This is a genomic window from Enterobacter sp. Sphag1F (assembly GCF_014193275.1).
GTDB classification, from domain to species: domain Bacteria; phylum Pseudomonadota; class Gammaproteobacteria; order Enterobacterales; family Enterobacteriaceae; genus Pantoea; species Pantoea symbiotica.
Map to the genome: position 1 here is coordinate 283,353 of NZ_JACHZD010000004.1, position 25,418 is coordinate 308,770.

Genomic DNA, 25,418 nt, shown 5'->3' on the forward strand with positions numbered 1-25,418 from the left:
CCTGATGAATTTCCGTAATTTCGAAGCAGAAGAAAAGCTGTTTGCCCGCCGTGCGATTGTCGCTTTTGCCCTGGTTGTCATCTGCTTTACCATTTTAGGCATCAACCTGTATCGCCTGCAGGTCGATCAGCATAGCTATTACCAGACGCGTTCCAACGAGAACGACATCAAAATGATCCCCATCGCGCCCACGCGCGGGCTGATCTTTGATCGCAACGGTATTCCGCTGGTGCGCAACGTTAGCTGGTACGACATTCACATCACGCCGTACAAAATCGACAACATGCAGGAGACGCTGAAGGAGCTGACACCGATTGTCGATCTCACACCGGAAGAGATTGAAACCTTCGAGCACGAGCTCAAACAGAACAGCCGCTACAAACCGGTTGAACTGAAAGCGGAACTGACTGACGAAGAAGTGGCGCGTTTCGCCGTCAATCAATTCCGCTTTACCGGCGTTACCGTCGATACCTATCAGGACCGCGAATATCCTTACGGTGCCGACCTGGCGCACGTGCTCGGCTACGTTTCTAAAATCAACGATAACGACTACAAACGCCTGAATGCAGAAGGCGTTGGCGAGAACTACGCGGCGGACCACAACATCGGTAAGCAAGGCATTGAAGGCTATTACGAATCGCTGCTGCACGGCAAAACCGGCTATCAGGAAGTGGAAGTGGATAACCACGGCCGCATCGTGCGCGTACTTAAAGAAGTGCCGCCGGTGGCCGGTCAGAACATCACGCTGACGCTCGATCTGCATTTGCAGCAGTATGTCGAGAGCCAACTGGCCGGGCAACGTGCGGCGGCGCTGATTGAAGATCCGCACGACGGCAGCGTGCTGGCGATGGTTTCCGCGCCGAGCTACGATCCCAACCCGTTCGTCAAAGGCATCAGCTACAAAGCCTATAAAACCCTGCTGCAGGATAAAGACCTGCCGCTGATCAACCGCGTCACCCAAGGCTTGTATCCGCCGGCGTCCACAGTAAAACCTTATATGGCGATGTCGGCGCTGCTGACCAAAGTTATCACGCCGAGTTTCACGATATTTGGCGCGCCCACCTGGACGCTGCCGGGCACCGATCGTAAATATCGCGACTGGAAAAAAACCGGTCACGGCATGCTGGACGTGACGAAAGCCATTGAAGAGTCAGCGGATAGCTTCTTCTATCAGGTGGCGTTCATGATGGGCATCGATCGCATCCACACCATGTTGAGCCAGTTTGGTTACGGCAAATCCACCGGCATCGATCTCAACGAAGAGTACGCCGGATTATTGCCAAGCCGTGAATGGAAGCAAAAAGTGCACAAAAAGATGTGGTATCAGGGCGATACCGTTTCGGTTGGGATTGGGCAAGGTTATTGGGTGGCGACACCGATTCAGATGGTGAAAGCGCTGGTGGCGCTGCTGAATAATGGCCGCGTCATTAATCCGCATCTGCTGGAGAAATCGCAGCGCGGCACGGTGGTGCAGCCGTATCAGGCAAAATTACCGCAGCCGCAGATTGGCGATGCCAAATCGCCGTACTGGTCGCTGGTGCGCCACGCCATGTTCGGCATGGCGAATGCGCCAAACGGCACCGGCTACAAATACTTCCACACCGCGCCGTACGGCATTGCGGCGAAATCGGGTACTTCGCAGGTATTCAGCCTGAAAAAGAATCAGATCTATAACGCCAAAATGACGCCAATGCGCCTGCGTGATCACATCTTCTACACCGCGTTTGCGCCGTTTAACGATCCCAAAGTAGCGGTGGCATTGATTCTGGAAAACGGCGGCAACGAAGGCGTCACGGCGGCGCCGCTGATGCGTAATATCCTCGACCACATCTTTGTGCCGGAAACGACACCGCCGCCGGTAGCAACGGCGGCTAAGTAATCAGCGGAAGAACACCCGATTGCGGCCATGATTTTTGGCGTCGTACAGCGCCACATCGGCGTTGTTATACAGCGTCTCAAAATCGGAACCCGGCTTGCCGTAACTGACGCCAAGGCTGGCGGTCACCAGCTGGCCGGGCAACACCGCTAGCGGTGAAGCATTTAGCGAGGCGTGAATCGCGCCCGCCACAATCACCGCATCGGATAAGCGATAGTGCGGCAGCAAAACGGTAAACTCTTCACCGCCAATGCGACCAATGCTGGCTTCTGCCGGGCAGTGCGCCTGAATGCGCGACACCAGCGCGCAAATCACCTTATCGCCCATCGGATGACCGAACTCGTCGTTGATGCGTTTGAAGTGGTCGATATCCAGAATGATCAGTGCCGCTGCGCCGTTACTCAATGTTTGCGTAATGCGCTGAATAATCGCCCCGCGATTCCACACCGCCGTCAGCGGATCGTGGCTGGCTTTGTACTCCAGCTCCTGCGCCAGCTGATGCAGCTGTTCGTTGACGCGATTGAGCTCACGCTCGGCGCGGTCACTGCGCGAGATCATGCGATAGGTTTCACGCATCAGGCGCTGATAATGGCGATTCACCATCAGCAGCGCATCACGATAATCCTCAGCGCTGAGCGTGGTTTGAGCCGCCACATCCTGCGAGCGATTAAGCACATCGCTCTCTTCGCGGAACAGCTCGTTGAGGTCCATCACGATGCCATTTCCGCCTGCAGATTCACCTGCAGATCGGTGAAGTCCAGCGCCAGCTCCTGACCAAACTCTTCTGAGACATCATCTTCGGCGTCGAAGAACCAGTTGAGCGCCACGGTTTGCCCGCTCTGCGCACGCTGGTTGAACAGATCAAACAGGCTGAACAGCATTTTAGTGCTGGAGCTGTTGAAGTAGCGCAGCGCGATATTCACTTCAACGTCGCCGCCCGGCTGCGGCTGCCAGTTCTCTAAGGCGTCCAGCAACGGACGGTAAAATGCCGCCGCGTTCTCCGGCCAGGATTCACCGCGCAGGGCAAACTGGCCGGCGGCAAAATCAAAACTCACTTCGGGCGTGCTCTCTGTGGCAGCAATAACAAGGTTTTGCATCAATCGATCAATCCTGGTGAATGGTGGCTTTCAGCCAAAACGTGGCGTAACCGTTGGAGGCCAACGGACGCAGTTCATACTCCAGCGGTTCGCTGACGTCGCGCGCCAGCGTTAATAATCCAATGTTGGCCCCTTTGCTGGTGGCGGGGCTCTCGGCGCGTAATCCCACGCGATACGCCTGTTTAATCTCTTCGTTGCTCATGGTGCGCAGCAGGTCGAGCCAGTAGCGCAGCTGCTCACAGGCGACTTCATCCACCTGATTGCTGCTCTCCAGCACGTAGTTGTCGCCTTCAACGTGCAGCGTCACCGTGCCGAAGCGAAAATCCTGCTCGGCGTGGCTGGTGCTGCGACTATCTTGTGAATAGCGCAGGATGTTTTGCACGATCTCGACAAAGCTGGAGAACAAGCGACGCCGCACTTTGACCGGCGCCTGCTGATTCTCAAGAAACACTTTGATCACTTCGCCCATCGCCGTGATGTTCTGCGGCGAAAAGAGGCCGGTGTAGTGCAGCGCCACGCTCTCTGGCGGGAGGCGGCTGAGGTTCGAAACTGGTGTCATAACGTGACTCTAATAGCGGAAGCCAAACCAGGTGACGTCATCGCGTCGCGGCTGGTTGCCTTGCCAACGAAGAAATTCCTGCTCGAATGCCGTGGAAAGCGCCGGCATCGGCAGCGTTTGATAGTGATTCAGCAGCGTCTGAATGCGCTTTTTGCCAAACATAATGTGACGTTCACCGCCGGGCTGATCGGTGACGCCATCGGTCATCACCAGCAGCATGTCGCCGGGATTGAGCGTGCGTTGCTGCTGCGGCCAGACGTAATCCTGCGGCGTATCGGTGTAGCCAATGCCAACGCGGTCGGCCTTCAGCGATTCCGCCTCGCCGCTGGCGCTATGCAGCAGCGCGTGCATGCGCGCGCTCGACCATGAAAGCTGATGATTTTCGCTATCCAGACGCAGCGCGATGGCATCGCAGCCGTCGTTCGACAGCGAGGTTTGCTGCGAGGCATTGAGCTGGCCAAGGGTCTGTTTGATATGGCGATTGAGCGATTGCAGCACGTCGGACGGCGCGCGCCGATCCTGCTGCAGCGCATTTTCCAGCGCCGATTGCAGGATCACCGTCATAAACGCGCCGGGAATGCCGTGGCCGGTGCAGTCGGCAATCAGCGCCAGCCAGCCGTGTTGATCCTGATGGAAGGCGTAATAGTCGCCGCCGACGCCATCGCGCGGCTGCCAGTGCAGGCACCAATCGCTGAGCTGCTGCGCCATCTGCTGCTTTGAGCGATCGAGCATCGCGTCCTGAATCACGCGCGCATAATCGATGCTCTGCAAAATTTGCTGATGCTGTTGATGCTGCAAATCTGACACGGTACGAATCAGATCGATACCCAATCCGATGCCGATGTAGCGGCCTTGCTCGGTGAGGATAAAGCCGTCGGTGACCGACTTATCGCCGGTCGCCACCACTTGCTGCGCCACCTGATCGAGCTCGGTGTCGGCATCGATCACCAGCGGCTCTTTATCCATAAAGGCGATGCAGCTTTTGCGATCGTAGAGTTCGCGGAAAAACGGGCGCGACATTTGCGACAGGAAGATATGGCGGTTGATCATGCCAAACGGCGTACCGTTTTCGATCACTGGCAAACCAATCAGATCTTTGTGCTCGGTAAACAACGCCATCACCGCCGTGTTGTCCATCGCGGGACTGACAAACGGCACGGCAATGCACAGCGAACGCGCACGAGAACGACTCGACAAGGAGGCAAGGCCTGCGCGTAAATCAGGCAGCTGCATAGAAGAATCTGACGTTGATTAGGAATTATCTTAGATTACTGCGCGGCTGTGACACTTTTATGATCAGTTGGGTCGCCATTCATGGCGTAGTGCCGCTCAGTTAAGCACCGAGCGACTTTCGTTCGCCCTATGCTGAGGCAGTTGCAGTAACTTCGTGCGGCGACCGAGCAGAGGGCGCCTGGCTGCACTCCCGGGCCCTGCGCCAGCCCAACCCGCCGCTTCGCGGTACCTTCACTCAATCACGATTCCTGACGGACCGGTGGCGATTCGCTCCTGCTCAGCGCCACCTCTCGCCGCATCCATGCGGCTCGCCCTGGAATCCCTCAATCGTTCAGCGGTTTGGGATGTCGCCTCAATACCGTCGCTGCAGCAGTCGTGCGTATTCTTAACTCAACATCGCTATAAATCCCGTAGGGTCGCCATTCATGGCGACCTGGCTACAAATCATTCTTCCTTCAGCGCCGCCGTAACGTGCCCAATCGCGCGCACCACTTCGCTGGAACTGCCGCGAATATCCGCCATCATGCCGCCGGCTTCCTTCGCCAGCACCACGCCTTGATCGGCACGTTTCAGGTTGGATGCGATACCTTTCAGCGCTTTCTCCGCCAGCGTATGGTTCTGCTGCACCATGTTCTCAATCTCGGTGGTGGCGCGGTTGATGTTGGCCGCCAACGTGCGTACTTCATTGGCGACCACGGCAAAACTACGCCCATGCTGACCGGCGCGCGCCGCTTCCACCGCTGCGTTAAGCGCCAGCAGGTTGGTTTGATCGGCAATCCGACGGATGCTCTCGACAATCGCGCCGATGCGGTCTGAAGATTCGCTCAGATCATTGATATCGCCGGAAATGCCATGCAGTTCGCCCGCCAAATCATTCATGGTCTGCACGCTGTTCTCAATCACCGTGGCACCGAGGCGCGTACTTTCGCTGGTTTGCAGCGCGGTTTGATACGCCTGCTGCGCGGCTTCGCGCTCTTGCTGATTCTTCTCCACCTGCGCAGTAACATCGGTGGCGAACTTCACCACTTTGTACAGCTCGCCGGTTTCGTTAAACACCGGGTTGTAAGTGGCGCGCAGCCATACCGTTTGGCCGCGTTTATTCACGCGCTGGAACTGGCCGGAGATAAATTCACCTTGATTCAGCTTGTGCCAGAAACGGCGATACTCGTCGCTGTTGCGCATCTCTGGCGGGCAGAACTGGCTGTGATGCACGCCGATCACTTCTGAGGCGCTGTATCCCATGGTTTTCAGGAAGTTGTCGTTGGTCATCAACACTTCGCCCTTGAGATTGAAGGCAATCACCGCCATCGAACGCTCAATCGCGGTGGTCATGGCGCGCTGCTCTTGTGCATCCATGATGCGCGCGGTGATATCGCTCGCCAGTTTGACGATTTTAATCACCCGACCGCTGCGATCCTGCACCGGCACGTAATTCGCTTCCAGCCAAATAGGGCGGCTGTGTTTTGCCACGCGCAGGAACTTATCGCTGAAGCCTTCACCGCGATTCAGGCGTCGCCAGAAGTCGCGGTATTGCGGCGAGTTGAGCAAATCTGCGGTGCAGAACATGCTGTGATGCTGGCCGACGATCTCTTTGAGCGAATAACCCATGCGCTCAAGAAACAGTTCATTAGCGGTGAGGATTTTTCCTTCTGGAGTGAATTCAACCATAGCGATAGCGTCTTGCAGCGAACTGAGCGTTGCCATGCTATTACTGCGCTTTTGCCACGCTAGACGTGACAAGATTCCTGATGCAATTGTGCTGAACATGGGGCGAACCTTATTATTGGTATAGGATGTCAGCTCGGTTATCGGCACAAGCGATTAAAAATTCACCTATAACAGCGATAGGCGAATAAATTTTTACCTGTTGGTCTGGAGGTTGCTTTAAAAGGCATCAGTCAGCTGATTTTTGCCGAAAAGCGTTTGACGGTGCCGCGCGAGTAGGGTTTAATGCGCCCCGTTGCCCGGATAGCTCAGTCGGTAGAGCAGGGGATTGAAAATCCCCGTGTCCGTGGTTCGATTCCGCGTCCGGGCACCATACATCGAAGCGCTGGTTAGAAGTAACACTTCTGACGGGTGCTTAAAGAAGGTGGTGTTTATAGCAACAATGAAGCATCGATGCCTTCCAGAAAGGGTACTAGTTAACGCTAGTACCCTTTTTTCGATCCTGTAACGCATTACAAATCTTAGCGAATCTTTCAGCATTCCCGCATAAAACAGTCTTTGTATTCCTTTCTCATCGCTTGTGCAAAAACCTCTGAATTTCCCAATTTCATTCCTTCTCAATACTTACCATGCACCGAAAAATAATTATCACTGAAGTCATCATCACCGATTCTAAAAATTACACCCCTTTAAACGCCCACCAATAAGTGACTACTTATTATGATTATTGTCACTTTATAGAAAAGTAATGATGAAAATAACTTTCTATTGCATAGCCCGGTCTAAAATAAAATGAATTTAAATATGCGGTGCTGCAAAGCAATAAGAAACGATCGGTCGTGGGGTATGACATCTGGAGTAAAACATGGCTCTTTTCTTTTCTCGTATAAGAATTATTCAAATTAGCGTAATGCTTCTAATGAGTTATACTATTTTTGCTGCAGATGATACTCCTCTAAAAAGTCGCGCTAATGCCGTCCTTTCTCTTATGAGCTACACGGTGGTACCGGATGTCACCGCAAGTGACCTCAATATCGGTGCTGACACCAAAGAAAAAAACTCGCTTTCAATTACTCAGTTTGGCGGCGGTGCAACGCTAAGTGAAGAATTTCCTCTCTATCTTGAAGGAACACTCGGTTACAGCCGATATGATCCCCAATTTGTTGTTTCTAATGGCAATGAAAGCCGCAAAATTCCGGTTAAATGGAATAGCTTAACTGCAACTGGCGGTATTGGCTGGGATATAAAACTTCATACGGATAAACTCGGCGGCAATTGGGTCCTGCGACCCATCGCAAATTTCACCTTAGGTACAATGGCCAGTGATCTGCGTATTGGCGCTTTTGTTCTGCAAAAAAAATTTGAAGATGCAGACTACAAATTCCTGGATGGTGGCCGCCTCAATGCGTATGGCTTAGGAGGATCGCTAATGTTGGATTATGAATTATTTAGCAAAGAGCAGGATATTGATGTTGAGTTGCGATACTCCTATCAAGAGCTCAATAGTTTCGGTAATAGTTCTGAGGCTGTAAGCGGGAGTGCCACTGCGGAAAACCTCGGGCTCTATTTACGTCGTCGCGCTCCAGTTTCAGATTGGACGTTACTAGGAAGTCCTTTGCGCTATGTGCTTGAAGCTGCACGCACTGAATATTTGGGTGAGCAGCGTGGGCAATTAGGATTCGATAGTTTAAATTCATTGGGTGTTGGGCTCGAGCTTGATAGTAGTAAATATCCGGTTTTTATCAGTCGTACAAGAATAGTGGCACGTTATATGTTCGGAAATAATACGCAAGGATATGGCGTGGGGCTGGCCATGAGTTTTTAATGAGAATATTGCCACTGACGATTACCGCAATATTACTTTCCCGTCTTGGTAACCTCAGTTAATCAATCAGCATATCCAAAAAAGCACGCACCGCGGGATTACTGCGTCGGCTCTGAGGCCATATAGCGGTGATATTGTGTCGCTCCACGGCGAAATCGGCCAAAACCGGCACCAATTCGTTGCGCTTAACCCAAGAATCCGCCATAAAATTTGTCGCCATGCCGATGCCTGCACCCGCAGCAATTGCCGCCAGAACGCCTTCACTGGCATTAACGATCACAGCAGATGACGGCACGATTTCAACTTCCTTCTCACCGATGCGAAACGGCCAGCGAAATACTTGTCCCGAACTTTGATAGCGCAGATTGACTGTTTCATGGCTATCCAGCTCATCGGGATGCTGTGGGATGCCATGCGTGGCTAAATACGCTGGCGAGGCATAACAGCCGAGTCGGTAAGGTGAGAGTCGGCGGGCGATCAGCGAGGAATCGGCGAGCTCGCCGATGCGCACCGCAATATCAATTCTCTCTTCCACAAGATCCGAGATTTGATCACTTATGCGCAAATCGATCATGACTTTTGGATGGCGTTGGCGAAAGCTGGCTATAGCAGGTGCGATGATGTGCACGCCAATCGGCAGCGATGTCGCAATGCGCAGTGTGCCCGCCGGTTCGGAGCGTGCTGACTTCGCCACCTGTTCAATTTCTTCAGCATCCCGCAGCAACTTAAGCACGCGTTCATGCAGGTCGCGGCCTTCGGGCGTGAAGGAGAGCGAACGCGTGGTGCGGGTGAAAAGTGTAATGCCGAGATGCGTCTCCAGACGCTGGATGCTTTTGCTAATCGCGGAGGGCGAAATCGACAGCGAACGGGCGGCAGCGCTGTAACTGCCGAGAGATCCAGCACGGGCGAAGGCGATTAAGCCAGTGAGTCTTTCAAAACCTATTTGTTCCTTCATGGCACTATTAAAGCGAAATGGAGCCTTATTATCAATCAGGCGTAATAGTCTTACGCTTTCTCAATCAGACCAATGAGAGAGCGAAATGATCATGACCAATACGATGAAAGCCGTGCGATTGCATGAGTTTGGCGGCCCGGACGTTCTGCATTATGAAGATGCCCCCCGACCAATTGCCGAAGCCGGTGAGGTGCTGGTGCGCGTGCATGCCGCAAGCCTTAATCCGCCGGATCTCCATCTGCGTGAGGGTTATCGTTCGCTGCCGCCGGAATGGCAACCCAGCTCCGTCTTTCCCATGATTTTGGGAACCGACATCTCAGGTGTTGTTGCCGCAGTAGGCGAAGAAGTTTCGGGCTTCAGCATCGGCGATGAGGTCTATGCGATGGTGCGTTTTCCGCAGGATATAATGACCGGCAGCGGCGCTTATGCAGAATACGTGCGCGTGCCTGCCAATGAGCTGGCATTGAAACCGGCGGGGATAACGCATGTTGAGGCCGCCGGTGCGCCAATGTCATTGCTAACCGTGTGGCAGTTTCTGATCGAACTCGGCCACGATGCTCCGAACCCGCTGCAGTCTTTCCAGCATGTTCCAATCCCGCTTAAAGGCCGGAAGGTGATGGTAAATGGTGCAGGCGGTGGGGTTGGGCATTTGGCGGTGCAGATTGCAAAGTGGCAAGGTGCGCACGTCATCGCGGTGGCTTCCGGCAAGCATCAATCACTGCTGTGCGAACTGGGTGCCGATGAGTTTATCGATTACAACAAGACCGCCGCTGAGTCTGTTACACATGATGTGGATCTGGTGATTGATGCCGTAGGCGGTGCGAATATGGAGCGCTTTCTCAGCGTCATCAAGCCGGGCGGTGCGCTGTTCCTGATGAATCCTATCGGCTTCTCGGGACACGAAGAGGCCGTCAAAAGCGAGATTACCGTTTCATTCACTCAAGTGCGTTCCAGTGGCCGTCAGTTGGTGGAAGCTGGTCGCCTGCTTGAGCAAGGCATCATCCGTATCATCGTTGATAGCACCTATCCGTTGGCGCAAGCATCAGCCGCGCATGAGCGCGCTTCTCGCGGCAGTATTCAGGGAAAAATCGTGCTGATTAACGCCTGACTTAAGGCAATTGGCGTCTCACAGCGCCAGCTGAATCGCCTGCACCTCACCTTCCTGCTGCGCCGGTCTTGCGCAGCAGATCAGCACTTCATCATCCGCCACTTGCGCGCTCGGTGGCGTTGAGTAAGTCACCGCGCCTTGCAGCAGTTTGGTTTTACAGCTGCCGCAATGTCCGGCGCGACAGCTATAAGCCGGGCTCAGGCCACGCGCTTCCGCCAGCTCCAGCAGCGAACCGGCATCTGGCGTCCAGCGCGCCTCTTTAAGTGAATTCATAAACTTCACTGGCACCGATTGCGTTGCTACCGGCAATAGCTGTTTTTCTTCGGCCACCACATCGCGGGAACGCTGCAGCGACGACGGCCCAAAAGCTTCGGCGTGAATGCGATCATCGGCGATATTGAAGGCGCGCAGCCCGTCGTACAGCGCTTGCGTGAATTGCGGTGGACCGCACAGATAGAAGTCGTAATCGTTAAAAGGCAGCACCTGCGAGAGCAGCGCCATATCAATGCGGCCTGCGAAATCGTAATCGATATCTGCTTCTGCATCCGCCGTCTGGCTCAGAACGCGCACCAGTTTCACCGCGCCATGCGCCGCCGCCAACAACTGGTCGAGTTCGCGCACGAAAGGGCGCTCGACCTTGCTGCGTGCCGACTGAAACAGGAACGTTGGGCGCAGGTGCTGTTTGCGCTGCCCTTCGTATATCAGATGTCGCAGCATCGCCAGCATCGGCGTGATGCCCACGCCAGCGGCAAGCAGCACCGCCGGACGTGGTTCGCTGGCATCAATAGTAAAATCACCCGCCGGAGCACGCGCTTCCAGCGTATCCCCAATGTGGAGATGATCGTGCAGGTAGCGCGAAACCGCGCCATCACGCTTGACGCTGATGCGGTAAAAGCCATCCGACGGCGCAACCGAAAGTGTATAGGCGCGCATCAGCGGCTTATCTATTCCGGGCAGTTGCACGCGAATCGGCAGATGTTGACCAGCCAGATGCGGCACTAAACCCGCGCCATCATCCGGCATCAAATGAAACGAGCGGATGGTGGCGCTCTCATCCACCACCTTCATCACCTTGAACGGACGCCAGCGCGCTGCCAGCTCCGCCGCACGTAGGCGCTGGTCGGCGGCTTGCCAGTCGCCGGTCATCAGCGAACTGGGTGCTGCGCCATCCGAAGGCGTTAGCCAGCGCAAGGCGAGGGCGGCACGACGACGCACGATGCGGCGTGGGCGAAACGTCCACAGCCGTTCGGCACCCTGAAAGGCAGCGATCTCTGGCGAGTCGAGAATCACTTCTGCTTCGCCGCTCAGTTGCAGCGTGTCGCCGCTGGCGTAATCAATAAACAGCAATCCCGCTTTGCCATTCTGGTGAATGTTGCCGAGCGTGTTGAAAAACAGATTGCCGTTGAAGTCGGGAATGGTTAGCAGCCCATCTTCGCTGACGCGCACGAAGCCCGCTTTACCGCCACGATGCGAGGCATCAACCTGACGTTCGGCATAGGTGGCGACGTAGAAGGTATCCGCCGCGGCGATGGTGGCGCGGGCGGCATCATCCAGCGCGCTCAGGGTTTCCACCTCACCGCGATAAGGTTCGGCGGGATCGCGGGCATAGTGAAAATCACGCAGCTGGATATAGCGCGGGCAGTTGCCAAAACTCTGCTGCACCTGCACGCGAAAACCGCCGCCAATCGTCTGCAGCACGCCGTTCATGCGGTTGCGACGCCGCGTGTGCAGCTCGATGCCGAGCAGCCCAACCGGCGCGCCATCCTGCATGCCCGCCGCCGCCGGATCGCCTTGATGCGGACGCGCCTCAATATCCAGCGTGGTGGCATTCGGCGAGAAGACAAAACCGGGTTGGCCTTCCAGCAGCGTGGCCCAAGCATCGCCGTGCGCATCAACGCTGCCCGCCACAATAAACGGCAGCTGTGCGTAGAAGTCTCGATGTTGATCGGGCATGTGATCGCGGATCACCCGCTGGCCGACTTCCGCCATGCGTTCCGCCACGCCCGCCTGCTGCTGCAGCGCGATTTCACCCTGATGCCAAACCGGTAGTTTCTTGCTCATAATGGTGGACTCAGGCGATGCTGCGCAGGCCAGCCGCAGTTTGGGGGAAGGGCACAAAGCCCGGCAGCGCTTCGATACGACGCAGCAGCGCGTTCACCGCCGGATAGCCGGAGAGATCGACATTGCCTTCTGGCGCACCGACGATATAGCTGTATTGCGCGATGTCAGCGATTGTCGGGCCATCGCCGACCAGCCATTCACGGCCTTCGAGATGCTGCTCAATGCGTGACAGCACCAGATGTGCGCGGGCTATCACCTCTTCGGAATTGAACGGGCGACCAAACACGGTAATCAACCGCGCCGCTGCCGGACCAAAGGCGATATCTCCGGCAGCAACGGTCAGCCAGCGCTGTACTGCCGCCGCGCCAGCTGCATCTTCCGGCAGCCATTCGCTGCGACCGCTTTTCTTCGCCAGATAGACCAGAATGGCGTTGGAATCGGCAATAAACACGCCGTCATCCTCCAGCACCGGCACCTGACCAAACGGATTCATGGCGAGGAATTCCGGCGTTTTGTTCTCGCCAGATTTGAGATCGACATCGATAACCTCATGCGGCAAATCCAGCAGCGACAGGAACAGACGTGCGCGGTGAGCATGACCAGAAAGCGGGAAGTGATAGAGTTTCATGTTGCGGTTCCTTAGGTGTTGCACGGGATGAGCCCCGGTGATAACTAAGGTTCGCACAGACCATTCAGCGGCAGAATAGCCGGGTTAGCGAAGTCATTGTTGCGAAAAATGGAAGAATCGTGGGAGGCAATAAAGCCCTCCGCAACAGGCGGAGGGCAATAAGCACTCTTAGAAATGTGCCAGCAGCGTGAGCGCACCGCCCAGATTTCTATAATGATCCGTGCCTTGCTGCGCGTTGCCCTCAACAGCGATCTCCAGACCAGAAAACAGGTCGGCGCGAATACCGGCTTTCACTTCAGCAATGTGCTTCGTTCCCTCAATTTCCACCACGCGATCGTCCATTTGGCCGCCAAAAGCGCGGCTGTTGTGCAACGCGCTGGCTTCAGCGTAGGGCGTTAACCGGCTCGTTTGCAGCTCCACTCTGACGCCGACGCGGGTTGCAACATTGCCATCACCGGTGAAACGCACTGAGCTGCCGCTCTGCTCTTGATGATCGCTGGCGCGCACATTCATCCATGCGATCTGTAATAGCGGCTGCAGTAGCAGTTGGGTTTGATCGCTCAGCGAAAATACTGCCCGATAGCCCCATTCGGTGGCGGCCGTTACGCCTTGCGAACGCCAGGTTTCAGCGCTTAAATCGTCTCCCTTCACGTGATTCTCAAAGCGGCTAAATTGCAGCCAGTTATCACTGTAGAGTCCTAAACGGCGAGCTTCATCCGCATACCAGGTGGCGCTGATACCGCCGCTGTAACCGCTAAGTGTATGTTCAGTGGCAAAGCCAGTGATACGTGAAGTGGTTTTGCCGTGATGGTTGCCGTAGCCCGCCATGACGCCGAGGTGAAGCGCACTCTGTTCACTGGTTTGCAGCGTCAGCAGATCGGCCCCCATCTGCACCATATATTGGTTGCTGCGATCAGTAAGCTGGCTTCCCGCTTGCGCACGCTGCTGCGTACCGGTTTGACGTAACCACATTGACGATCCCGCCGCAGTTGCAGTGAGACGATCCTGTAATCGATGGATAAAGAGTGTGTTGCTGGCGGCCATGTTCGCTGCGTAAGCGCCCACTTCGGGTCGCAGGATCGCGCTGGTTTGCGGCGCTGCCATCGGCATAACGATCGGTGCTGCAGGCGGTAAAGAAGAGCGCAGATACCAGCTTTGATCGTTGGCTGCATTCGGCGTTCCCTGCTGCAAAAAGTACTCATAACTGCCCGCCACGATACGACCTTTCTGCACGAAGGCATTAGCAGCGGAACTGCCATTAATCTTGATAAGCGTTATACCTTGCTGGGTTTGTGCGCCGTTGCCGCCGGTATTAATCACCGTAACCTGGCTGGTACCAGCGGTGTTGCCGTTGATCACCAGTGGATTCAGCGCCGAATTGTCGTCCTCTAAGGCTCCGCTAAAGGTGAGCTGGCTGTTGGCATTACCGGTGTAATTGCCTTTGATCACAAAGGGATTACCGTGAAAGTTGTTTCCCGGATTAACGCTAATCTCGCCGTTATTGACGAGGTTGCCGGTGAGCGTGCCGCCGTTCATCAGCTGTAATTGTCCACCCGGCTGCACGGTCGCGCCGCCACCGCCGGCAATCACCGTATGTCCCGCCAGTTGTAACTGCCCGGCAATGGTCATCACATCGTCACTCGCGCCCCAGGACGCCACATCACCATTAAGCGCCCAGCGGCTGCTGGCTGTGGAGGTAATGGCAGACAATCCGTGCTGGGCCGTGTCGGCGAAGAAATTGCCGTTCTCACTGCCATCACCCTCCAAAATCAAGTGGTTAGCTTCACCCTGGCTCATCAGCGCAATATTGCTGCCGCCGTTCAGGGCAGAGTGATTACTCAGGGTAATGGCGTTGCCAGAACCGGTTAGTAATAGCGCGGGAGCATTTTGACTGGCGATGACACCGGCGTTAGAGAGTTGGCTATCGCTGTGCAGAATTACAGCGGGCTGCTGCTGGCTAGTGATATTACCCAGGTTGGTAATCCGTACCCTCGTGCTGTTTTCCGCATCAATCGCGCTGGTGTAACCCTGTATTACCCCGTTATTAAGCAGCGCGGTTTCATCGGCAAAGCTCAACAGTGCAACGCCATTATTGGCAATGATTTGCCCGTTGTTTACGATCGCGCTTTTTCCGCCAGCCATAATGACGCTGAAGTCCCAGCCGCTGATGTTACCGCTGTTATCAAGCTTGCCGTCTTTGGTGAAAAATGAAACGGCGGCTAAATTATGAGTGTTGAATCCATTATTGATGATTCCGTAATTGTGTAACGAAACCGACTCAACAGGACCATACAGCGCTAAGTTGGGATCGTTAATTGAAAGTGTGTCATTTTTCGCTGAGTTGGAATTAATAGTGTCACCCGAACTAATAACGTAATCGTCCGAATAGTTAAGTATGTGACTATAGCTATCTGGCGCAATGACACTGCTCGCCGCGCTGGCGGTTTGCAAGGGTGTTTTCGCTATTAATAGGATACTAATTAATGGGATAGAGTGATTTTTGATAATCGTTCTGAAGCGGCGTTGAGTGTGCACGTGATCTCCGTTGTTTAAAAATTACAGCAGGAATACTCACCGTTCAGAGGTATGTTTTTATAAATAACAGGCAATCCAATAATTGTTCTCCCGCACGGCGAAGTTTATGTTTCTGCCGTTTTGAGAAGACTATTTAAGTAATAAGTAACTATTTAGAGTTATGGTTTATATTAGTGATGACTGCGGTGAATTATTTTTGCGGAGTGTAGGTGAGCGATAAAATAAAAACAAGAAGATTATTTGGTGCGATATTTATTGAGGGTATATGGCGGTTTGATGTTTTTGTTATTTAATTGTCTCCATTATTAGCAACGAGAAACGTCTCAAAGTGGAATTTTTATAAAGACGGGGTGTTATTTTTCGTAGGTTTTTATCTTCTGATAATAAAAAGATTGCGGCTAATAATTTTAATAGCCGCAACAAAGTTATTCGGGTGATTTATCGACGACACGACGGCTTTTCTTACCGCCTTTTCGTCCTGCTTCAATTGCACGTTCAGGATTATTTCGAAAATTCCCGCCGCTCAATTGGCCGCCTTTTTTACCCGCTTCGCGAGCTCTTTCTGGGTCCATGGCAAAATTGCCAGAACCGCCACGTGGTGTTGTCATAATCAATACCTCAGATAAAGGGGATAACGCATATTTCACTTACCACTTAAGGTTAGTCGTTAAAGCCTAACGCACAACAACGGGTAATTAGGAGTTATCTCATCTTCCTTGATAATGCTGAGGAATTTTTCTGTCTGCAAAGGAGTGATAGAGGCGGGTAATAATTATTTTTGCGTGCTCCTCTGGTCAATATAAATATATTGCCGCTTCGCCTTTAAAATTTTTCTCTTTCAATGTGATGAAATTAATCAGCATTCCTGATATTTCGTTTTTTACTTAAGATTTGGTAAGCATTCGCATCATTAGTCATTATCTTAAAATGGGTGTAAAAAATATAAATCCTTATGTGAAAGTGATTATTTTTAAGCGAAGCGCACTATTAACGTTTTTAACGTTAAATAGTGCGCGAATATTATTTGACCAGCACTTGCGCACCGGCATTTTTCTCCAGTCTCAACACGTCAAACAGCGACAACAGCACCAACAACGCCACACCGGCGAAAGCGATATGAATATCGCTCTGCGCGATTTCGCTATGTTCCTGCCACAGCATCGATGCGCGCAGGAACAACGCCGCCAACGCGATGCCCGCGCTCATGCTGAACTGGAAGAAGATGCTAAATACCACCGAGGCATCGCTCATCTTACTTTGCGGCACATCAGCGAAGCCCAGGCTGTTGTAGCAGCTGAACTGCAGCGAGCGCGACAGCCCGCCGATAAACAGAATCACGGCGATGGCGAAGTAACCCAGCGATGGCTTAAGCAGCAAGCAGCCGAGCATCGCCACCAAACTGATCACGCCATTGATCATCAACACGCGACGAAAACCCCAGCGTTTCATCAGCCAGGTGGTGGCCGGTTTCATCGCCAGATTGCCGGCAAATACCCACAACACCATGGCTCCGGCCTGCGCCGCGCTCCAGCCAAAGCCAAGCTGAAACAGCAACGGCAGCAAATAGGGCACTGCATTGATTGAGGCGCGGAAGAACGAGCCGCCAATTACCGCATTGCGGAAGGTGGCAATTTTCATCGCGCTAAACGGCAGCAGCGGCTGCGGATGGCGGAAGCTGTGACGATACGCCAGCCAGCTGCACAGCACGCCAAGCAGCAACAACGGAATACCAAAATTGAGATGCATCTGCCCGAGCGCTTCCAGCGCAATAATCAAAGAGGTGCAGGCGGTGGCGGTCAGCACAAAGCCGCGCACGTCAAACGGCCTCCGCTGTTCAGCTTTGAACTGTGGCACCAGATAAGCGGTGGCGATGATGGCAAGGATGCCGAGCGGAATATTGAGCCAGAAAATCCACGGCCAATGCCCGTACGTGACAATCAAACCGCCCAGCGGCGGGCCGAGCACCGGCGCAATCAAACCCGGCCAGGTAATAAAGGCGATGGTTTTCACCATCTCCTTTTTCTCAGTGACGCGCAGCACCACCATGCGACCGACCGGCACCATCATCGCGCCGCCTATGCCTTGCAGAATACGGCTCAGCGTGAACATCGCGAGCGTGTCGCTCAATCCACATAGGATCGAGGCGAGAGTGAAAATCAGGATGGCGCTGGCAAAAACGGTACGCGCGCCAAAGCGCTCCGCCAGCCAGCCGCTCATCGGAATGAACACCGCCACTGCCAGTAAATAGGCGCTGACGCCAATGTTCAGCGCCACCGGGCTGGAGGCGAAATCCCGCGCCATTTGCGGAATCGCGGTGGTGATCACCGTGGCATCGAGGTTTTCCATAAAGAAGGTCACTGCAACCAATAACGCTAACAGCAGGGTATGATGGGAATTCGGTTTGGCTTCTCTGCCTGAGTCGATCATGCGAGGACCTGCGAAAACAGAAGGATGCAAAGACTTTTAATGAAAAGCGCGGCAGGTGCAAACCGAATTGTTTAGCAAAATGTTGATGCCGTCGTGGGGTCGCCATTCATGGCGACCACAACAATGCTCACCCGATTAAATCAGACGGCTTCAGCCACGTTAGCTTTGGCCTCAATAAACGCCACCACCGCTTTCGTCACCTCTGCGGTATTCGCCGTGCCGCCAACATCCGGTGTCAGAATGCCCTGCGCGCAGACATATTCGATCCCTTGCATAATCAGCGCCGCTGCGTCGCGCTCGCCGAGATGCTCCAGCATCTGTACCGCCGTCCAGAACGTGGCGATCGGATTGGCGATGCCTTTGCCGGTGATATCAAAAGCCGAGCCGTGAATCGGTTCAAACATCGACGGGAAGCGACGTTCAGGATCGATATTAGCGGTAGGCGCAACGCCTAAACTGCCCGCCAGCGCACCGGCCAGATCCGACAGAATATCGGCGTGCAGATTGGTGGCAACAATGGTGTCGAGGCTCTGCGGATGCAGCGTCATGCGATGCGTCATCGCATCGACCAGCATTTTGTCCCACTGCACGTCCGGAAACTCCTGCGCCACTTCGGCGGCAATCTCATCCCACATCACCATGCCGTGACGCTGGGCGTTGGATTTGGTCACCACCGTCAGCAGCTTGCGCGGACGCGACTGCGCCAGTTTGAAGGCATAACGCATAATGCGCGTCACGCCAACGCGGGTGAAGATCGCCACTTCGGTGCCAACTTCTTCCGGCAAACCACGATGCGCGCGGCCGCCGTTACCGGAATATTCGCCTTCTGAGTTTTCCCGCACAATCACCCAGTCGAGATCGCCGGGGCCACGATTGCGCAGCGGTGAGGTGACGCCCGGCAGAATTTTGGTGGGACGCACGTTGGCGTACTGGTCAAAGCCCTGACAAATTGGCAAACGCAAACCCCACAGCGTGATGTGATCCGGCACGTCGGGCGCACCGACCGCGCCAAAATAAATCGCATCAAACTTCTTCAGAGTTTGCAGGCCATCTTCCGGCATCATCACGCCGTGTTGCTTGTAGTAATCCGAGCCCCAGTCAAAAGTCTGCACGTTGAACTTGAGCTGAGGATCGTGACGCGTCAACGCGTGCAGCACTTCCACGCCAGCAGAGATCACTTCCGGGCCAATACCATCCGCAGGGATTGCGGCAATCGAATAGTTACGCATGTTGTTTCTCCAGATCAATGAGTATGAGGATGAGGGATTTTCGCCGTTTGCGCTCGGTTACCGCTGGCGGCGAGCAGCAGAACCACAATGGCCGACAGCGCCAGCAGTCCCGCCACGAAATAGAGGCCCCACGTATAGCTGCCGGTTTGCTGGCGGATTACGCCAATCATCATCGGGCCGACAAAGCCGCCAAGGTTGCCGATGGAATTGATGGTGGCGATGCCCGCCGCCGCCGCCGGGCCGCTCAGGAATAAGGTCGGCATGCTCCACAGCGGCGGTTTTGAGGCGCTGATGCCGACGGTGACCAGCGTCAGGGCGATGATCACGGTGAACAGCGTGCTGACGTTACCGGCATAAATCAGGCCAGCCGCCGCCAGCAAACAGGCACCAATCACATGCCAGCTGCGCTCTTTGGTGCGGTCGGAGTGGCGCGCCCACAGGATCATGCCGATCACGCCGATCACCGCCGGGAAGGCATTAAGGAAGCCGATCTCCATCGAGGATGCGCCGAAGCTGCGGATGATCTGCGGCGACCAGATGCCGAGCGTGTACAAACCCGCTGACGTACCGAAGTAAACCAGCGCCAGCGCTAACACCCGTTTATCCATCAGTCCGCGCCATGCGCTGCTGTGGCTATTTTTGACGGCGCGCGCCTGCTCTTCGGCCTGCATGGTGGTTTCCAGCCACGTACGCTCCTCATCGGTTAGCCATTTGGCTTTTGCCGGGCGGTCGGTGAGGTAAAACAGCACCACGATGCCGAACAGCAGCGCCGGAATCGCCTCCAGCACAAACATCCATTGCCAACCGGCGTAGCCCAGTAGGCCGTGCATCTCCAGTAACGCAGCAGAAATTGGCGATCCCAGCGCGGTGGAAAGCGGCGCGGCAGCCATAAAGATGGCGGTGACCTGCGCCCGTTTCGCCGCCGGGAACCAGTAGCTGAGATAGAGGATGATGCCGGGGAAGAATCCGGCTTCCGCCACGCCCAGCAGAAAGCGCAGCACGTAAAAGCTGGTGGTGCCCTGCACAAAAGCCATGCAGCCGGAAACCAATCCCCAGGTGATCATGACGCGCGCAATCCAGATGCGGGCGCCGACTTTATGCAGAATTAAATTCGACGGTACTTCAAACAGAAAATAACCGAGGAAAAAGATTCCGGCACCAAAGCCAAATACCGTGGGCGAGAAACCTAAATCCTGATTCATGGTTAATGCAGCAAAACCAATATTGACGCGATCGAGAAAAGCGATGAAGTAGAGCAGCATGATGAAGGGCACAATGCGTAACGTCACTTTACGCATCACCCTTTTTTCGAGGTGAGAGTTCATATTAAAGTGCTCCAGATTGTGTAGGGTGGTGTTATTTTTTTGTAATCGAGTTCAGTATGCAGTTTTGTTTTGGCTTATCATCAGATGTGGATTATATAAACTATTTGCATAATCAACGGGTGAGGGGAATGTGGATATAAATCAATTGCGTTGCTTTGTTGCGGTGGGTAAAGAACTGCATTTTGGCCGCGCAGCACATAAGATGGAAATGATGCCTGCGTCACTTTCTCGCTTCATTCGTTTACTGGAAGAGGACCTTGGCGTGCGTCTGTTAAATCGATCGACGCGTAATGTTTCATTAACCGCCGAAGGCGCACTCTTTTTTGACGATGCCAGCAAATTAATCGATCAATTTGATGCGCTGGCTAAACGTTTTAAAGTGGGATTAAAAGATGAACGTCGCACATTACGTATTGGTGCAATTGATAGTGCCGCGCGTGGATTAGTTCCGGCGTTACTTAATTTATTTGTTCCGCTGCATCCTCACAGCGATATTCATATTATTGAAGACAAAACGATTAATTTAATTCCGAAATTAAAGTCGGGCTGGCTGGATATGATTTTTATTCGCGAGCCGCAAAGTATTGATGCGACATTAGCAGTGCGCTTTATTACCCGCGAAAGCTGCGTGCTGGCGGTGCCAATCCAGCATGCGCTGGCGCAGCGCGCACGAGTGGCAGTGGCCGATTTTCAGCATGAAGCGATGATCATTCCCGACCGTCGCACACGCCCGCACAGTCACGATCTCACCATGAGCCTGTTCAAACTGGCAGGATTCACGCCGCATATCGCCCAGTTCGCCGAAGAGAAGCAAACCATTCTGAGCCTGGTTTCTGCCGGACTGGGATTAGCGGTGGTGCCCGCTTCGTATCGCACCATGAACAGCGACAGCGTCAGTTATATCGCGCTGGAATTGCCTGAAGAGATTAAAGGTTTGCCGCTGAGTATTGCCTGGCAGAAGGGCAACGAAGATAGTTTTCTATTGGATATGCTGGGTTTGCTGCATGAGCATCAGCGTGAGCTGACGGCGAAATTATAGCCTCATCCAGCCGGTGGCTAATTCCCACTACTCTCTCTATGATGGAATATTTCCCGCGCCAATGTCGGGAACGATCAATGAGTTAGGGAAAAATCGCGCGATGACTATTTTAAACGACCTGGATTTGCGGCAGCTGGAAGCCTTCTCGGCGGTGATCTCTGCCGGTAGCGTCACCGCGGCGGCGAAGGCGCTCAATCGCTCGCAGCCGGCGGTGTCGCGTTTGATCCAGGAGCTGGAACAATCGCTGGGTTATCCGCTGTTTATCCGTAACGGGCCGCGTATTCATCCCTCGGAAGAGGCGCTGCAGCTGCATCAATACGTGCAGAAAGCGCTGCTCTCATTGCAGCAGATTCGCCTGCGCGCGCAGGAGATCGCCCATCAGCAACATCGTCCGCTGAGTATTGCCGCCACGCCTGCACTGGCGGCGGGTTTGCTGCCGCAGGCGCTGGCCGCGCTCAATTTGCAGAACAAAGTACAAATTATCAGCGAATCGGCGGTGCAGACGGCGCATGCGGTGATCACCGCCGAAGCCGATCTCGGTTTATGCAGTTTGCCGCTGGAGCATCACGCGGTGGAGCTGCACTGGATTGGGCAGTCGCAGTGCGTGGTGGCGTTGCCGGAGAACGATGAACTGGCTGCGCAATCTCAACTGTCGTTGAGCAGCCTGGCGGGACGGCGGTTGATTGCGCCGTGGAGCCCGCAGCGGCTGCGCGGACGCTACGAAAAAGCGTTGAAAAAGGTCAAAACGCCGCTGCACGAAACCATCGAAACCAACTCCTCCGCCAATATTCTTGGCTGCGTGCGCGCCGGGCTTGGCGTGGCGATCCTCGAACCTGTCACAGCGTGGGGCATGCCGCTGGCCGGTGTGGCGATTCGTCCACTGGAGGAGGATATTCCTTACTATTTTGGCGTGATTACGCCGCAGGGACGGCAAATTTCAACGGCTGCGCAGGCCTTGATTGAGGCCCTGGCGGATGCTGCCGCCACTCTGTTGCCGGGTTTTGAGCGTCTGCCCGCCAGTGAACATCCGCGCATTATGCGATTGATTAATCAGGATTAATGGACGGTGCGGTGGTTAACAAGGTCGCCATGAATGGCGACCCTACGTACGAACGTCAAATCCGCTTATAACATTTCCGGCATAAGATATAAGAAATCCATTGGTCAAAAGCTGAGCGAGAATATTGACTCTGTTTTAGGGCAAGAGGATTATGCGAAGCCTTAGCTCTTACTATGCGTTTTGATGATTATTACCCATTAACTATGTGTTATCAGGATAATGGAAATGCATAGTCACTAACGCGCTTTAGTGGTTTCGTCCGCATTCTGGCTGCCGCTTATTTCTGGGAAAACGTGTATGACTTATGCCGCCGATGGCCTTGCCGCGCTGGAAGCTCAGCTTCAGCAGGATCTGGAATATCTTGAACTGCCCGCGAAATCCTGGGTGCCCGAGCGCACCCAGGATGGCGCGCCGGTGCGTGACGTGGTGGTGATCGGCGCGGGCATGTGCGGTCTGGCGGCGGTGGCGAAATTGCAGTTCACCGGCATCAGCAATGTGGTGGCGTATGACGCCGCACCCGCCGGGCTGGAAGGTCCGTGGGTGACCTTTGCGCGCATGGAAACGCTGCGTTCACCGAAATCACTGCACGGCCCGGCGCTCGGCATGGCGCAACTGACGTTCCGCTCGTGGTTCACCGCGCAGTGGGGCAAAGAAGCCTGGCAAGAGCTGGATAAAATTCCCAAAGCGCAGTGGATGGATTACCTGATTTGGTATCGCAAGGTGCTGAATCTGCCGGTGCGCAACAATGTGCGCATCAACAACATTGCCTTTGCCGATGATCTGATTGCCCTCGATCTCAGCGGTGCCGAAACCGGCCGCATTTATACCCGCCGTCTGGTGCTGGCCACCGGACGTTCTGGCCTTGGCGGTTTCGCCGTGCCGGATTTCCTGCAAGGCATTAGCCGCCAGTTCTGGGCGCACTCCGCCGACGACATTGATTTCTCAGCTCTAAAAGGCAAACGCATTGCGGTGATTGGCGCGGGCGCATCCTCGATGGATAACGCCGCCACCGCGCTGGAAAACGGCGCGGGCGCGGTGGATCTGCTGATTCGTCGTAAGCAGATGCCGCGCATCAACAAAATGACCGGCATCGGCAGCCAGGGCGTGGTGCACGGCATGCATCAGTTGCCGGACGCGTGGAAGTGGAAGTTTGTCGATTACACCGCCACCACGCAAACGCCGCCGCCGCGCTCCTCAACGCTGCGCGTGTCGCGTCATGCCAATGCCCGATTTTTGCTTGATTGCGGCATCAAAGCGGTGAAAGAAGAAGCCGATGGCCTGCTAATCGAAACCACGCAAGGCCCGTTCTGCTATGACTTCCTGATTGCTGCGACCGGCTTTAGCAACGATTTCCACGGTCGCCCGGAGTTTGCCGCCATCGCGCCGCATATCCGCAGCTGGCGCGACGGACGCTATCAGCCAGAAATGGGCGCGCCGCGTCCCGGTTTGCTGGAAGCGCCGGATCTCGGCCCCGCTTTTGAATTCCGCGAACTGATGCCAGGCGCCTGTCCGCTGTTGGCGCATATTCACTGCTTCAACGATGCCGCGATGCTGACGCACGGCAAAGTCTCCGGCGATATTCCGGCGGTGAGCGCCGGTGCCGATCGTCTGGTGCGCGGCATCACCGCTTCGTTGTTTGCCGAAGACGTCGAGCAGCATTACGCCAACTTACAGGCTTTTGATACCCCTGAATTGCAGGGCGATGAATGGGTGGATTCCACGCCCTTACTCAACCAGGAGAACGCGCAGTGAGTGACGCAATTGATCGCGCAGTCGGCTTAAACGCTGAAGATGCGCTGTACGGCACGCGCCGCCTGCGCCCGGAATTTGTTGATGGCGCGGAACAGTGTCGCATCTCGGTGCTGGCACCAAACGACGATCAGGGCTTAGCGCCGGATGTGCGTTTGGCGCTGGCGCAGCGTATGGCGCAGCTGAACCACGATGCCGAGCTGCAACAGGATTATCAGGCGCAGCTGGCGGCGTTGCAGCCGTCCGAGGCGCTGCTGGCGCTGGCGGCAGGCGCAAGCGATCTGCCAGAACCGCTGGCGGCGATTGCGCGCCACGCCGATCTCGTTACCCAGCAGCCAATGAACGCCACCGAGCAGCACATTCGCTTGCTGGAACAGGCTGGCTTGAGCAATCCGCAGATTGTGGCGCTCTCCGAGCTGATCGCTTTTGTTAACTTCCAGACGCGCGTCGCGGCCGGATTACGTTTGTTGAGGTCTGCATGATTCCGTCAGTTAATCTCAAGCCATTGCATTGGCATCCGTATATCGCGCCGGTTGAGGTGGCAGATGCCACGCCCGCGCAGCTCGATGCGATGAAAGTGACGCCATCCAACAAGAAGATCTCCGAATATGTGCGCACGTTAGCGCACGATCCCGACAGCTACGTGGCGCGTACGGTGCTGTTCAACGCCATTATGTATGTCGATGGCGGGCTGGATCGTGCGGATCGTGAACTCGGTGCGCTGGGTGCGTCGATCGTCAACGGCTGCAAATATTGCGCGGTGGTACATGCGCGTCGCCATGCGCAGCTGGCAGAGAGTGATGCGGTGGTGAGCGCCATCTACTTTGATCGCGCGGATGTGCTCGGCGAGCGTGATGCGGCGATCTACCGTTTTGCCCGTCGCCTGTCGGTGACGCCGTCCGAAGCCAGCGCCGAGGATATGGCGGCACTGCGCGCGGTCGGCATGAACGATCAGGAGATTATCGATCTGATCCACGCCATCGCCATTTTTGGCTGGGCCAACCGTCTGATGCATGTGCTTGGCCATGCTGACCTGAACAAATAAGG

At 54.9% G+C, this 25,418-nt stretch carries 21 protein-coding genes and 1 tRNA gene; 9 read left to right on the top strand and 13 right to left on the bottom strand.

Features of this window, described 5'->3' with window-relative positions:
• Window positions 1-4: 4 nt before the first annotated feature.
• Entirely contained in the window at window positions 5-1,879 is a 1,875-nt protein-coding gene (mrdA, locus tag FHW71_RS14855; protein WP_154182002.1) for a penicillin-binding protein 2, read from the top strand.
• Here the strand turns inward: mrdA and FHW71_RS14860 are convergent, their stop codons facing one another.
• The 5 genes from FHW71_RS14860 to FHW71_RS14880 form a co-directional block, all read right to left on the bottom strand.
• Window positions 1,880-2,590: a GGDEF domain-containing protein gene (locus tag FHW71_RS14860; protein WP_256697409.1), complete on the bottom strand. Its 711-nt coding sequence runs from the start codon at window positions 2,588-2,590 to the stop codon at window positions 1,880-1,882.
• Window positions 2,587-2,973 (bottom strand): DUF1987 domain-containing protein, encoded by a 387-nt coding sequence (locus FHW71_RS14865; RefSeq protein ID WP_008103278.1) that lies wholly within the window; start codon window positions 2,971-2,973, stop codon window positions 2,587-2,589. The genes FHW71_RS14860 and FHW71_RS14865 overlap by 4 nt, the downstream gene beginning before the upstream one ends.
• Window positions 2,974-2,980: 7 nt before the next feature.
• Complete coding sequence (locus tag FHW71_RS14870) at window positions 2,981-3,532, bottom strand: SiaB family protein kinase (RefSeq protein WP_179452148.1); 552 nt, start codon at window positions 3,530-3,532, stop codon at window positions 2,981-2,983.
• A 9-nt stretch (window positions 3,533-3,541) separates the two neighbouring features.
• The gene (locus tag FHW71_RS14875; protein ID WP_179452149.1) at window positions 3,542-4,765 is read right to left on the bottom strand and encodes a SpoIIE family protein phosphatase; all 1,224 of its coding nucleotides are present in this window, start codon (window positions 4,763-4,765) and stop codon (window positions 3,542-3,544) included.
• Between the two features lie 444 nt (window positions 4,766-5,209).
• Window positions 5,210-6,532 carry a PAS domain-containing methyl-accepting chemotaxis protein gene (locus FHW71_RS14880; RefSeq protein WP_179452150.1) on the bottom strand — a complete coding sequence of 441 codons (1,323 nt, stop codon included), beginning with the start codon at window positions 6,530-6,532 and terminating at the stop codon, window positions 5,210-5,212.
• Window positions 6,533-6,727: 195 nt separating this feature from the next.
• Between FHW71_RS14880 and FHW71_RS14885 the strand changes: the two genes are divergently transcribed.
• Both FHW71_RS14885 and FHW71_RS14890 read left to right on the top strand, forming a co-directional pair.
• Window positions 6,728-6,803: transfer RNA gene (locus tag FHW71_RS14885), tRNA-Phe, on the top strand.
• A 492-nt stretch (window positions 6,804-7,295) separates the two neighbouring features.
• Complete coding sequence (locus FHW71_RS14890; RefSeq protein WP_179452151.1) at window positions 7,296-8,255, top strand: autotransporter domain-containing protein; 960 nt, start codon at window positions 7,296-7,298, stop codon at window positions 8,253-8,255.
• A 58-nt stretch (window positions 8,256-8,313) separates the two neighbouring features.
• Here the strand turns inward: FHW71_RS14890 and FHW71_RS14895 are convergent, their stop codons facing one another.
• A complete protein-coding gene (locus tag FHW71_RS14895; protein ID WP_179452152.1) occupies window positions 8,314-9,210 on the bottom strand; it encodes a LysR family transcriptional regulator in 897 nt (298 codons plus the stop codon).
• Between the two features lie 91 nt (window positions 9,211-9,301).
• On the opposite strand from FHW71_RS14895, the gene FHW71_RS14900 reads away from it, so the two are divergent.
• Complete coding sequence (locus FHW71_RS14900) at window positions 9,302-10,318, top strand: NADP-dependent oxidoreductase (protein WP_179452290.1); 1,017 nt, start codon at window positions 9,302-9,304, stop codon at window positions 10,316-10,318.
• Between the two features lie 18 nt (window positions 10,319-10,336).
• Here FHW71_RS14900 and FHW71_RS14905 read toward each other — a convergent pair whose 3' ends face one another.
• The 7 genes from FHW71_RS14905 to FHW71_RS14935 form a co-directional block, all read right to left on the bottom strand.
• Window positions 10,337-12,379 (bottom strand): pyridoxamine 5'-phosphate oxidase family protein, encoded by a 2,043-nt coding sequence (locus tag FHW71_RS14905; RefSeq protein WP_179452153.1) that lies wholly within the window; start codon window positions 12,377-12,379, stop codon window positions 10,337-10,339.
• A 10-nt stretch (window positions 12,380-12,389) separates the two neighbouring features.
• Window positions 12,390-13,007: a glutathione S-transferase gene (locus tag FHW71_RS14910; protein ID WP_179452154.1), complete on the bottom strand. Its 618-nt coding sequence runs from the start codon at window positions 13,005-13,007 to the stop codon at window positions 12,390-12,392.
• Window positions 13,008-13,175: 168 nt separating this feature from the next.
• Complete coding sequence (locus FHW71_RS14915) at window positions 13,176-15,458, bottom strand: autotransporter outer membrane beta-barrel domain-containing protein (protein ID WP_179452155.1); 2,283 nt, start codon at window positions 15,456-15,458, stop codon at window positions 13,176-13,178.
• A gap of 509 nt (window positions 15,459-15,967) precedes the next feature.
• Window positions 15,968-16,150, bottom strand: a complete 183-nt coding sequence (locus tag FHW71_RS14920; RefSeq protein ID WP_007893075.1) for a general stress protein — start codon at window positions 16,148-16,150, stop codon at window positions 15,968-15,970.
• Between the two features lie 412 nt (window positions 16,151-16,562).
• Window positions 16,563-17,969: an MFS transporter gene (locus FHW71_RS14925; RefSeq protein ID WP_179452156.1), complete on the bottom strand. Its 1,407-nt coding sequence runs from the start codon at window positions 17,967-17,969 to the stop codon at window positions 16,563-16,565.
• A gap of 140 nt (window positions 17,970-18,109) precedes the next feature.
• The gene (locus FHW71_RS14930) at window positions 18,110-19,198 is read right to left on the bottom strand and encodes a tartrate dehydrogenase (protein ID WP_179452157.1); all 1,089 of its coding nucleotides are present in this window, start codon (window positions 19,196-19,198) and stop codon (window positions 18,110-18,112) included.
• A gap of 14 nt (window positions 19,199-19,212) precedes the next feature.
• A complete protein-coding gene (locus tag FHW71_RS14935) occupies window positions 19,213-20,523 on the bottom strand; it encodes an MFS transporter (protein WP_179452158.1) in 1,311 nt (436 codons plus the stop codon).
• A 130-nt stretch (window positions 20,524-20,653) separates the two neighbouring features.
• On the opposite strand from FHW71_RS14935, the gene FHW71_RS14940 reads away from it, so the two are divergent.
• The 5 genes from FHW71_RS14940 (at window position 20,654) to FHW71_RS14960 (ending at window position 25,416) form a co-directional block, all read left to right on the top strand.
• On the top strand, window positions 20,654-21,562 hold the full coding sequence (locus tag FHW71_RS14940; protein WP_179452159.1) for a LysR family transcriptional regulator: 909 nt from the start codon (window positions 20,654-20,656) through the stop codon (window positions 21,560-21,562).
• A gap of 100 nt (window positions 21,563-21,662) precedes the next feature.
• Window positions 21,663-22,622, top strand: coding sequence for a LysR family transcriptional regulator (locus FHW71_RS14945; protein ID WP_179452160.1), 960 nt, complete (start codon window positions 21,663-21,665; stop codon window positions 22,620-22,622).
• Between the two features lie 297 nt (window positions 22,623-22,919).
• The gene (locus tag FHW71_RS14950) at window positions 22,920-24,374 is read left to right on the top strand and encodes an NAD(P)/FAD-dependent oxidoreductase (protein WP_179452161.1); all 1,455 of its coding nucleotides are present in this window, start codon (window positions 22,920-22,922) and stop codon (window positions 24,372-24,374) included.
• On the top strand, window positions 24,371-24,853 hold the full coding sequence (locus FHW71_RS14955) for a hypothetical protein (protein WP_179452162.1): 483 nt from the start codon (window positions 24,371-24,373) through the stop codon (window positions 24,851-24,853). Before FHW71_RS14950 ends, FHW71_RS14955 begins: the two co-directional genes overlap by 4 nt.
• A complete protein-coding gene (locus FHW71_RS14960; RefSeq protein WP_179452163.1) occupies window positions 24,850-25,416 on the top strand; it encodes a peroxidase-related enzyme in 567 nt (188 codons plus the stop codon). The genes FHW71_RS14955 and FHW71_RS14960 overlap by 4 nt, the downstream gene beginning before the upstream one ends.
• The last annotated feature ends 2 nt before the right edge of the window (window positions 25,417-25,418 follow it).